We start from the raw sequence: 12557 nt of genomic DNA on the forward strand, positions 1-12557 counted from the left end.
CCCCTAACTCCCCCGACTCCCCCGACTCTCTGTGACTGATTGCGTATCTGTCCCCTGTGAAAACGGTTACAAGTTTTACTAGTGTCTTAACCTTTTGCTATCTACTTCTTAATCTTTCTAAGATAATTTGAATTACTGAATACAAATTAATACACACCAACGATAGCAAACGTTTCAACATTTGCGCTTCTTCATACAAAAGACGCGTACTATCACTTGGGCTGGAAAGCTTGTCGTTGTATGTAGATACTTAATGAAGGCGAAGATATGGTAACCAGTAACACAGTCCGCTTTTCACAATTCAATGCTTCTCTAAACCGCAGCGCCGAAGGTCAGTTAGTCACTGATTTGTCCACCCCTGATAATCCTCAAGCAAAAGCTGTTGCTGAAATTATCCAGCGCAGTAACCCAGATGTTTTACTGATTAACGAGTTTGATTACTACGAAGCAAATCCTCTTGAACCTGTCGGACTCTTCCAGAAAAATTACTTAGGTGTTAGTCAAAACGGCGCGAACCCAGTTGACTATCCTTACGTCTACATAGCACCCTCAAATACTGGTATTTCATCTGGATTTGACTTAAATAACGATGGTACAGTCGTCACAACTCCTGGTACAAGAGGATATGGTGACGATGCTTTTGGCTTTGGCGAGTTCCCCGGTCAGTACGGAATGTTATTGCTGTCGAAGTACCCCATCGATACTGCGAATGTGCGGACGTTCCAGAACTTTCTGTGGAAGGATATGCCTGACTCACTGTTATCTACAGTTGCTCTTCCTGACTCCAAGACACCTTGGTACTCAGAAGAAGAACAAGCCGTGTTGCGTCTTTCTTCTAAGAGTCATTGGGATGTTCCCATTACAGTAAATGGCGAGACAATTCACGCTTTGGTAAGTCATCCGACACCCCCGACATTCGATGGTCTTGAAGACCGCAATGGTAAGCGCAACTACGACGAAATTCGTTTCTTTTCAGATTACATTACTCCAGGTAACGGTGATTATATCTACGACGATCAGGGAAACCAGGGTGGTCTTGCTGCTGGATCACGTTTTGTGATTATGGGTGATCAAAATGCAGACCCCTTTGATGGCGACAGCTACAACAACGCTATTCGGCAATTCTTGCTGAACCCCAGCATCAATACGAATTTCACTCCTTCCAGTTCCGGTGGTTCACAGCAAGCAGTCTTACAAGGAGGAGCAAATTTAAATCATAGAGGAAATCCTGCTTTTGACACAGCAGACTTTTCAGATACGAATCCTGGGAATTTGCGGACAGATTATGTATTACCTTCTACTGACTTAAACATCACAAACTCAGCCGTTTTCTGGCCCCTCAATAGTGACCCACTGTTCCCACTGGTAGGTACTTTCAACTCTAGTTTGTCTGGTGGTTTCCCCAGTTCTGACCATCGCTTGGTATGGGTAGATTTGCAGGTACCACCCACACAAGCAGGTAGGACAATTCCTAATTTAGACTTCTCAGGACAAACCATCTTGTCCACCGGCTTTATCCCGGATGGTACTGCTGGAAGCGTGAATGGAAAAGAAATTCCTGTTGGGGGATTGTCAGGAATCACATATGATGCTGTAAATAATCGCTTCTACAGTATCTCAGATGACCGTTCCCAATTTGCTCCTGCCCGCTTCTATACACTTACCCTAGAAACTGCATCTTCTCAAAACACCGACTTGAGTGTCACATTTACAGATGTGACGACTCTCAAAAATGAGAATGGCAAAGAGTTCCCACTCAATAGTCTCGACCCTGAAGGCATTGCTTTAACTAACAAAGACACGGTATTCATTTCTTCTGAGGGAGAGGTGAATATCACTACAGGACAAATCACAAATCCTTTTATCAATGAATTTTCCCTGACTACGGGACAGCAAGTCCGTTCCTTGGCTGTTCCTAACAAGTTTCTTCCTGTTGTGCAAGATACAAATGGAAACGGTGTTGTCGATGCGGGTGATACTCAGATCTCAGGTATTCGCAACAACTTTGCATTTGAAAGTCTCACCATTACGCCTGACCAAAAAACTTTATACACAGCAACTGAAAACGCTCTCTTCCAAGATGGTCCTATTGCTACACTCACTGATGGAAGCCGTTCTCGTATTCTGCAATATAACTTAGTGAGCGGACAGCCAGAGAAGGAATATCTTTATAATATTGATGCAGTTGCCGCAACCCCAAACCCTACCACTGGTTCGGCTGACAATGGCTTAGTAGACTTACTCGCACTTGATAACCGAGGTACCTTGCTAGCGTTAGAACGCTCTTTCTCTGTAGGAGTTGGCAATACTATCAAAATCTATGAAGTCAGCCTGCAAGGAGCAACTGACATCCAGTATTATGATTCTCTCAATAATTTAAGTGCTGAACAACTAGCAGATATTAAACCTGCCCAAAAGCGTTTGGTGTTAAATCTTAACTCGCTGAACTTACCTACAGGTACAGATAATATAGAAGGCATCGCCTTTGGTCCAAAACTGGATGATGGTCGTCAGTCCATCGTTTTGGTGAGTGACAACAACTTTAGCCAAAATCAATTTACTCAAATTCTCACTTTGGGTGCAGACTTGGTTCCAACTGTAGCGCCTACAGTGGAAACCCGTCCTGACTTGTCGAATGACCCAAATTTACCACGTGACCAACGCGCTGATGCAGATGACCCTGCTATCTACGTAAATTCCTCTGATCCAGAACAAAGCCTAGTACTGACAGCAGTTAAAAATGCAGGCTTACGAGTTTATGACTTGTCTGGTAATCTGTTACAAGAATTTAATCCAGGTAATATACGTTACAATAACATTGACCTGCAATACGGTTTGAAATTAGGCGGTGATTCTGTTGATATTGCCGTCGCCACAGACCGCAACAACGATCAGCTGGCTATCTTCAAAATCAATCCCCATCCCAATGCCTCTGGTCAATACCTGGAAGATATCACAGATAGCAGTATTGGTACTCTGTTCCAAGCATCGCCCTTTGAAGCCCCCTACTCACCATCGTCGCGGAGTGCTTATGGCATAGCTTTGTACCGTAGTCCTGTAACAGATGATTACTACGTCTTTGCCAATCGCAGAGAAACTGGAGATGTCGCACAGTACAAATTGGTTGACACAGGTAATGGTAAAATTGGTGCAGAAAAACTACGTAATTTCACAGTACCTACAACTGTTGGACGCGATGCTCAGCTAGAGGGAATGGTAGCAGACCAAGAACTCGGTTTCCTCTACATTGGTCAGGAAGATGTGGGGATTTGGAAGTATCAAGCAGAACCAAATGGTGGAACAACTGGTACGCTAATTGACAAAGTGAAAGACTTGGGCGGTAGCTATGTAGAAGACGATGTGGAAGGACTTTCCATCTACTATGGCAAAGATGGTACAGGTTACTTGCTAGCTTCTAGCCAAGGTGACAGCACCTTTGCAGTCTACACTCGTGAAGGTCAAAATGACTTCGTGGGACGCTTTGCTGTTGGTAACAATGGAGGAATTGACAGCGTTCAAGAGTCAGATGGTGCAGATGTTACTAACGTACCATTGGGTTCCAACTTCCCAAATGGTGTGTTTATTACTCAAGATGGCAGAAATTTGCCTGCTAACATTGTCGATGGTGAAAACGTCAACACCAACTTTAAGTTTGTACCTTGGGAAAACATTGCTTACGCCTTCCCCAACCCGTTGACAATTGACACCAGCAGTTATAACCCTCGCAACCCCAACACAAACCTCCTGAATGGAAGTGCTAGCAGCGATATTACCCAATACTCCTCTGTCATTGGGGCAGAAAATAACTTGAGTGGCGATGTCATTTGGTGAGGACTTCATCAGTGAAATTTCTTCACAAACCTTTTTGATTGTACTCATTCAAGCGATCTGCAAAGCAGCGCAGATCGCCTCTTTTTTCATTTACCTGTCAATCTATCTTAGATGAATTGCGACCAATATAAAACTTTGCGTCCCGCGAATCATTATTTAGATTGTCCTTGGTTCCCACAGAGGCTCAATTTAGAAAAAAAAGCCTCCCATGTACTTGTTTTCATCATCCGGCAATTTTCCCATTTTGTAGGACTTGCACTTCTTCTCCAGCAGCAATCAGTGTCGTACCCACTGGTAGAACAGCTAAGCCATTGGTTTGAGCTAAATTAATTAAGTTCCCAGAATTTTGAAGTCCACCTGCTGGCTGAAATTCGTAAACTCCATTTTTGATGTACAATTGACCCCAAACGTAAGTTTCGCGCTTACCACCAGAACATAACTCTTGACGTGCCAGCGCTTTGATAAATACTGGTTCCCAACCTTGAGCAAGTCCTGAAAGTTTTTTGATGGCTGGTTGTACAAACCGCCAAAAACTTACCAAAGCAGCCACAGGGTTTCCTGGCAAACCAAAGTACAGAATTGGACGTGCTTCATTGCTAAATGTCGCAACAGTCAGAGGTTTACCTGGTTTGGTTGCAACAGCACTAACGTGAATTTTGCCTCCGAGTGACTCTAGAATTTGCTCAACATAATCATAATCTCCCACAGAAACACCTCCCGAAGAGACAACGACATCAGCCTGAGTTATGGCGTGGGAAATAGCTTGCTTAAGCGTCTCTGGTTCATCCTTAACAATTCCTAACATCAGAGGTTCAGCACCACTTTGCCGTACTAAAGTAAACAGCGCATACTGATTTGAATCTACAATTTGTCCCGGTTGTAATCGTTTGTCAGGTGTAACCAGTTCATCTCCAGTTGACAAAATAGCGATACGGGGGCGGCGAAAAACTTTCAATTGCATGCACTGAACTGCGGCTAAGACAGCAATTTCTGAAGCGTTTAATAAAATGCCTGCTGGTAGTAATTGTGTCCCACTTTGATAGTACATTCCCCGTTTTCTCACAAATTCTTCTTGCTGCTTTGGGGCTGCAAGAATGATGACACGGTTTTCTTCCCTGTGTGTTCTCTCCTGCATCACAATTGTATCCGCACCTGCAGGCATGACTGCACCTGTTAAAATCCGCGCTGTTTGCCCTGGTTTTATGATAGATTTCGGTTGAACTCCAGCAGGAATTTCTTCAACAATTTCTAAAACGACTGGCTTTTCTTCGCTACAGTGCTGGACATCTTCGTATCGTACTGCATAGCCATCCATTGCTGAGTTGTCCCAGTGAGGAAAATCTAATTGACTAGTTACCTCAGATGCTAAAATGCGATCGCTCGCTACCAACAAATCAACCAATTCTGTATCCTGTTGAGTATCCAAGGGTTGCACTAAATTGAAAATAATCGCTTCTGCATCACTCACTGATAACATAGTATTGCCCTCGTAATAACCTTGAAGCAAGAGACTTTTCAAGCACAAAACTGAAACATCAAAATACCAAGATTCTCTGAACTCGCGCGGAGTTGAGACGACATGAGTTACATTGTGAAAAGGTCAATGTAAATGCAGCAATTAGTTTGCTACTTGCTGCTTGATCACCACGTTGATTTTACCGTCAGAGCTTTTGTCTGACTGACTGTTATTTTATACTGCGGCTGGTTCTTTGCAATTTTTAAGTAAAGATTGTGTAAAGCAATGTTATTATTACCTATAACTCTTGATTAACAGTGACTACTGACACAGCGCAATTCATACAGCTCATTCAACATCATAATGACGACGTCATTATGATTCGCCGCGAAGAACCACCCCAAGTTCACATCACAGCGGCAAAATTAAGTTAATTTTATGAATAACGCATCACTTCGTATTCTTTTAATACAAGATAATCTCAGCGAGGCCAAGTTGCTGCAGCAAACACTTTGGCATTTAGGAAAACAAAAATGGCAGGTTGTACATTTTGAGCAGCTAAGCGATGCGATCAATGCTTGTAGCAAAAGCATCTTTGACATAGTTTTATTGGACCTCTCTCTACCGGATTCTGAAGGATTGAATCCCGTAGAAAAATTTTATACGGAAGTTCCCAACATTCCAATTGTCATACTAACGGAGTTGGACGATGAAGACTTTGCTTTACAAGGAGTAGCAAATAGCGTCCAAGATTATCTGCTTAAAGGACAAATCACACCGAACTTACTCAGGCGTGCTATTCGCTATGGGATTGAACGGGGACAAATTCTTAAGCAATTGCGAGAAAGTGAACATCGCTTGCACTTCATGTTTGAACAAACATTTCAATCGATGGCGCTACTCACTCCAGAAGGGATAATTCTGGAAATTAACCAAACAGCCCTTAACTTGTGGGGTCGTCAACAACAAAATTGTATTGGCAAACCGTTGTGGGAACTTGAAAGCTGGAATTTTTCTTCTGAAAATCAAGAGTGGTTAAAGAGTATCATTGCCAAAACTGCTGATGGTGAATTTGTCCGCCATGAATTACACTTACACAGCACCAACGATGTGATGGTATGGATTGACTTTTCCCTCAAACCGTTAAAAGACGAAACTGGAAAAGTCGTACGACTCATTGTTCAAGGTTGGGATATTAGTGAGCAAAAACGCGCTGAAGCAGAAATTATGAAAGCCTGGGAACAGGAACGAGAACTCAACGAAATGAAATCTAACTTTGTTTCGATGGTTTCTCATGAGTTCCGCAATCCCATGTCTGTCATTCGCACAGCAGTAGAACTACTCGAATTATACAATCATCAGTTGTCTGACCAGCAAAGAAGTAAATACTTTCGCAACATTCAAACTGCTATACGTCAGATGCAGCAATTATTAGATGAAGTTTTATTTTGGAGCAGAAGTGATGCAGGCAAACTACAATACGAACCGATACTGCTAAATTTAGAAAACTTCTGCAGCGAACTGACACAAACTTTGCAACTGAGTGCTACTCAAAAACACCAAATTATTTTTAGCTTTCAAGGGAAAGATACCCCAGTTCTGCTAGACGAAAACCTGTTGCGTTATATTTTAACGAATCTACTCTCCAATGCAATCAAGTATTCTCCTCAAGGTGGTGTGATAATATTTGACGTTAATTCTCAAGATGATAACGTCACGTTTCAAATCCAAGATTCTGGCATTGGTATCCCCTTGAAAGACCAACACATTTTATTTGAAACTTTCCATCGTGCCAGTAATGTCGGTAATATTCCAGGAACTGGACTAGGGCTGTCGATCGTTAAAAGGTGTGTGGATCTGCATCAAGGTCAGATTTACTTGGAAAGCCAAGTCGGAATAGGAACCACATTTACAGTCAAAATTCCATTGAGTGATCACAGTGTACAATCTTTAGAACTGATTGAAAGTAGCTCAGATTTACAAACTCAATCGCTCTTACGCGATCGCACGCTGCGTGCCATTCGTTAGCTCCTGCGTAAACCCAAAATACACCCTGAATTTCAGAACTGTTGAGTTAACACTTTGGCATAACACTTTAACATTGAGATAGAGGAAAAACAAAACCAACTTTTAAACTTCATAAAAATACACATCTTAGCTATGTCTATTGAACAAGTTCCTCCCAAACACTATCCTAAAGTTGAGATTGGGCGAAGAGGAATGGCATCAGGCATTGATTTTCTTTGTGTTTGGATAGTGAGTTCCTTATTGGGAAGTTCCCAACTCGGTGTGCAAGTTGTTCAGATACTGGTTTTTGCTATTGCTTGGGTTCTTTTGCGAGTTGTTGTGCCTTACAACAATCAAGGGCAAAGTTTGGGGCGTTATGCTTTTGACATCAAGGTGCTAGAAGCCGAACGAGGTAAGGTTCCGGATTTGCAATCTCTTTTAAAACGAGAAGGAATACTTGGGCTGGCTGCACTTCTAGTTTCGATTGCCCTCTCGAACATCATACGTAATCCTACTGCTATACTGCTATTTATTCCCTTGGCGATTGATTGTGGTGCAGCTTTCTCTGATACCCAATTGCGGCAAGCTTTGCATGACCGCTACGCCAAGACTATGGTCATTTCGTCGCGTCGGGGCTATTCACTCGATATCAAAGTTAAGCGATTTGTTGATAAAACGCGGCGCAATATGAGATAATAGCTATTTGTGTAAATTCTCCTTAGAGTAGATTTTTGTAAGATTATGGCTAAGAGTAAAGGTGTCCGCATAACAGTGACACTGGAATGTACTGAGTGTCGCACGAATCCAAACAAGCGCTCTCCTGGCGTTTCGCGTTATACAACGACGAAAAATCGTCGTAACACCACCAATCGACTAGAACTGAAAAAGTTCTGCCCGCACTGCAACAGCCATACCGTTCACAAGGAGATTAAGTAACAATGAGCTATTATCGCCGTCGTCTATCCCCGATTAAGCCGGGAGAAGCAATCGATTACAAAGATGTGGATTTGCTGCGTAAATTTATTACTGAACGAGGTAAAATATTACCTCGACGGATTACTGGGCTGACATCTCAGCAACAACGAGAGTTAACATTCGCGATCAAACGCGCTCGTATTCTGGCATTGTTGCCGTTTATCAATGCCGAAGGTTAATAATAGTTAAGAGTGATGAGTTAAGAGCGATGAGTGATTGACTCCTAACTCCTAACTCCTAACTAAAATCCAAAAGAAAACTTCAAAATATTCATAACTAATTGCGAGGCTTGTGGAGAAGGGGACGCTAGTTGAATTTCGACTTGGTAGCGATCGCCGTTTGGGTGTAGTAGACCGTCCAGACGGCAAAAGTCGTTTGTTTGTGGTAGATGAACGTGGTCAATCCCACAGTTTTGCACCTCGGCAAATCACCTACACAGTGACTGGGCAAACCTACAAGCCTTCGCAAATCCCAGAATTTCTAGAGGAAGTCAAGCCTTATTTAGATCCCTCAAGTTTAGAAGTTGCTTGGGAATTACTCGTAGAAGGTGGGGAAACAGTGACGCCATCCGAGATGGCAATTTTACTGTTTTCAGAATCAGAAGCAGCCCATTGCTACGCAGCGTATCATTTATTATCAGATGATAAAATTTACTTCAAACAGAAGGGAGATGCTTACGAACCGCGAACTGCAGCTCAAGTCGCAGAACGTAAACACCAACTTGAAGTAGAAGCACAAAAAGCTAAGGGACAGCAGGAATTTCTGACAAGAGTAGAGCACGCGCTCAAAGGTGAAGCAATAGAATGGCAACGCTACGATCGCCATCGCCTAGAAGCTCTAGAAAAATATGCAGCGCTGATTGCTGATACTGTACGTGTCGGGTTAAACTATGACTCCTTAGCTCGTGCGTATCCTCCTCCAGCATTGGTCTTGGAAACGATGAATATGCTGGGACGTCCCGCAACTCCCCAAGGAGCCTTTCAATTATTGGTAGACTTGGGTTACTGGAGTCCCCATGAGAACTTATTTTTACGTCGTTCGTCAATTCCGGTACAGTTCGCTAGCAAGGTATTAGAAGTGTCGCAACAGCGATTGGAATCACATATGCCAGACAGAGATGTCAACCGTTTGGATTTGACCCATCTCAAGGTTTACACAATCGATGATGAAAGTACAACTGAGATAGATGATGGTCTGAGTTGGGAATCACTTGTCGATGGTAGAGAACGGTTGTGGGTGCATATTGCTGATCCGACGCGCTGGTTGATCCCAGAAGATGAGTTAGATTTAGAAGCAAGAAAGCGAGGCAGTACAGTTTATTTGCCCACAGGTATGGTTCCTATGTTCCCTGAGGTTCTAGCAACAGGACCAATGAGTCTGGTACAGGGACAAGTCTGTTGTGCCTTGAGTTTTGGGATTATTTTAGATGACACTGGGGCAGTAGAAGATTACAGCATTCATCCCAGTTTTATTAAACCAACTTATCGCTTAACCTACGAAGATGTCGATGAAGTGTTGGATTTGGGTGTCGAGGCAGAATCAGAAATTACGGCGATCGCCAATTGGGCACGACGACGCAAAGCTTGGCGGTATGCTCAAGGAGCCATTAGCATCAACATGCCAGAGGCGATGATTAAAGTCAAAGGCGACAATATCAGTATTGACATCTTACAAGACTCCACATCACGGCAATTAGTAGCCGAAATGATGATTGTTGCCGGTGAAGTTGCCGCCCGCTACGGTCAAAAGTATAACATCCCGTTGCCCTTTCGCGGTCAACCACAGCCGGAGTTACCTCCAGAGCAAGAATTGCTACAACTGCCAGCAGGATTTGTCAGGGCTTGCGCGATGCGTCGTTGTATGCCTAAGAGCGAAATGAGCATTACTCCAGTGAGGCATGCTGGTTTAGGGTTAGATACGTATACCCAAGCAACTTCTCCTATCCGCCGCTACAGCGATTTGTTGACTCACTTTCAACTGAAAGCACACCTACGTGGTGAAGTGTTACCCTTTTCAGCAGAACAACTCAAAGAAGTCATGATGACCGTTTCTTCAATCACTCAAGAAGTGACAATGGTAGAACGGCAAACCAATAGATATTGGGCTTTAGAGTATCTGCGCCGTCAGCCTGATGAAATTTGGGAAGCAACAGTCCTGATGTGGTTAAGAGAAGACAGTGGCTTAGCGCTGATTTTGTTAGAAGATTTGGGCTTGCAATTGCCAATGTTGTTTAAACGTTCTGTGAACTTAGGCGAACAGATATTAGTAAAAGTCTTTCATGCTGATCCACTTAAGGATGTGATTCAGTTTCAGGAAATTGTTTATCAAGAAGCACAACCGACAGCGAATTCAATGTAATTTTGTGTCGGAGTTGTTAGCGTTCTTCTTCCGTGATTGCGCTTGCGCTACGGACATTCTCGTTAACAAGTCAAGCGTCCTGTTGTTGTTCATGCGTAACGTTCGTTGCCGTATCTCCTCCAAAGTCGGATAATACCAGATATTTTCTAGGACTTCTAGCCGTTTTTCGTGTAAGCGAGTGTACCCATGACATGAGTTGCATGAACAACCTGAGAATCACCTAAAATAAACAAAGCAAACAATTGATCGCTGACTTGCTCAAGTGTACTTTTCGCCGGACTTAATTCCTTATTACGTAATTTCAGCAGCGGGGTTGCTAGCGGATTTAGAACCACAAAATCTGCTTCTTTACCTACATCAAAATTACCAATTTTGTCCTCAAGTGAAAGAGCTTTTGCACCACCTAAAGTTGCCAAAAACAGAGCTTTAAAAGAAGACAATTTTTGTCTTTGAAGTTGAGCAACTTTGTAAGCTTCATTAGCTGTTTGAAGTAAAGAGAAACTAGTACCTCCTCCCACATCTGTACCCAAACCAACTTTTACTGGAGTCGTTGTAGATTTAGCCTTTGCTAAGTTAAACAATCCGCTACCTAGAAAAAGATTTGATGTCGGACAAAAAGCACAAGCGCAATTTGCCTTGGAAAGGCGCTCAAACTCAGAATCTGACAGATAAATTCCATGAGCAAAGATTGACCGACTACCTGCTAAACCAGCCTTTTCATAGACAGCAAGGTAATCTTGACTATCTGGGAATAACTTTTTCACAAATGCAACTTCATCCTTATTTTCTGACAGATGAGTATGCATATAGACATCAGGAAATTCCTGTAATAGCTTACCTGCTAGCTGTAACTGTTCATCTGTTGAAGTGATTGCAAAACGAGGAGTGACTGCATATAAAAGACGTCCTTTTTTATGCCACTTTTTAATTAAACGTTTACTATCTTCATAAGATGACTTAGCCGTATCTAACAGATATTCTGGAGCATTACGATTCATCATGACTTTACCAGCAATCATCCGGAGATTGCGGCGTTCTGCTTCCTCAAAAAAAGCATCAACAGATTCGGGAAAAACTGCTGCAAAAACAAGTGCAGTTGTTGTCCCGTTCTTAACTAATTCATCTAGGAAAAATGACGCGATACGTTGAGCATAAGATTTGTCTTGAAATTGCCGTTCGGTTGGGAAGGTGTACTTATTTAACCAATCCAAAAGCTGTTCACCATAAGCAGCAATCATTTCAGTCTGTGGATAGTGAATGTGAGTGTCGATAAACCCTGGTGTGATCAAAAATCCACTATAATCTGTAATCGGAACTCCAGAATATTTACCAGAAATAGTAGAAAAGTCACCAAATGCTTCTACTTTACCGTCCTTGAGCACAAGTAATCCATCAGGAATGAAACGAATACTCTCTGCTTGGGAGACATAGAATGGATCTGCGACACAATCCAGAAAAGAGCCTCGAAAAGCCTTGATGGATTCAGATGAAGGAGATGTTTTAGCCATTGCAGGAGATTTATAAGTTTGGGTTGTACTTGTCAAGGGAGGGGCTAACGCACTGATTGCGAGTGTGGATTTGAAAAAAAAGCGGCGAGTTAATTTTCTAAACATTATTCATTGGGCGTTGCATAAAATAGGGATGAATTATTGAACCACAAAGACGCGAAGTGCGCGAAGAAGTTAGGTTTTTTAGTTTACAAAAGTTCAAAAACATCCCGCAATTATGCAACACCGAAAACAGACGTGAAGCATATCACAACCGCTTTTCCTTCTTGCAATAATGATTATTATTCTGATTTTCGGACTTTCTCTTGAGTTTTTTGGATATTGAAATAAAGAGCGTAAAATGTTTAAAAGCTCGTATCACATCCTGAGGGAAAATGATACGGGCTGTTTAGAACAAAAAGCACTAATTTTTCTAGACTTTC

At 42.5% G+C, this 12557-nt stretch carries 8 protein-coding genes; 6 read left to right on the top strand and 2 right to left on the bottom strand.

What is annotated here, in order from left to right:
• The first annotated feature begins 267 nt into the window (after nucleotides 1-267).
• Complete coding sequence (locus DP117_RS21580) at nucleotides 268-3831, top strand: phytase (RefSeq protein WP_169220293.1); 3564 nt, start codon at nucleotides 268-270, stop codon at nucleotides 3829-3831.
• A 223-nt stretch (nucleotides 3832-4054) separates the two neighbouring features.
• Here DP117_RS21580 and glp read toward each other — a convergent pair whose 3' ends face one another.
• Nucleotides 4055-5308: a gephyrin-like molybdotransferase Glp gene (glp, locus tag DP117_RS21585; RefSeq protein WP_169220294.1), complete on the bottom strand. Its 1254-nt coding sequence runs from the start codon at nucleotides 5306-5308 to the stop codon at nucleotides 4055-4057.
• 417 nt (nucleotides 5309-5725) lie between these two features.
• Between glp and DP117_RS21590 the strand changes: the two genes are divergently transcribed.
• The 5 genes from DP117_RS21590 to DP117_RS21610 all read left to right on the top strand — a co-directional run bounded on the left by DP117_RS21590 (nucleotide 5726) and on the right by DP117_RS21610 (nucleotide 10627).
• On the top strand, nucleotides 5726-7315 hold the full coding sequence (locus DP117_RS21590) for an ATP-binding protein (protein ID WP_169220295.1): 1590 nt from the start codon (nucleotides 5726-5728) through the stop codon (nucleotides 7313-7315).
• 132 nt (nucleotides 7316-7447) lie between these two features.
• Complete coding sequence (locus tag DP117_RS21595) at nucleotides 7448-7990, top strand: RDD family protein (protein ID WP_169220296.1); 543 nt, start codon at nucleotides 7448-7450, stop codon at nucleotides 7988-7990.
• A 45-nt stretch (nucleotides 7991-8035) separates the two neighbouring features.
• Entirely contained in the window at nucleotides 8036-8230 is a 195-nt protein-coding gene (gene rpmG / locus DP117_RS21600; RefSeq protein WP_169220297.1) for a 50S ribosomal protein L33, read from the top strand.
• A 2-nt stretch (nucleotides 8231-8232) separates the two neighbouring features.
• Nucleotides 8233-8448 (top strand): 30S ribosomal protein S18, encoded by a 216-nt coding sequence (gene rpsR, locus DP117_RS21605; RefSeq protein WP_169220298.1) that lies wholly within the window; start codon nucleotides 8233-8235, stop codon nucleotides 8446-8448.
• 112 nt (nucleotides 8449-8560) lie between these two features.
• On the top strand, nucleotides 8561-10627 hold the full coding sequence (locus DP117_RS21610) for a ribonuclease R family protein (protein ID WP_169220299.1): 2067 nt from the start codon (nucleotides 8561-8563) through the stop codon (nucleotides 10625-10627).
• A gap of 155 nt (nucleotides 10628-10782) precedes the next feature.
• Here DP117_RS21610 and guaD read toward each other — a convergent pair whose 3' ends face one another.
• A complete protein-coding gene (guaD, locus tag DP117_RS21615) occupies nucleotides 10783-12135 on the bottom strand; it encodes a guanine deaminase (RefSeq protein WP_169220300.1) in 1353 nt (450 codons plus the stop codon).
• Between the last annotated feature and the right edge of the window lie 422 nt (nucleotides 12136-12557).

Source organism: Brasilonema sp. UFV-L1 (assembly GCF_012912105.1).
Taxonomy (GTDB): Bacteria; Cyanobacteriota; Cyanobacteriia; order Cyanobacteriales; family Nostocaceae; genus Brasilonema.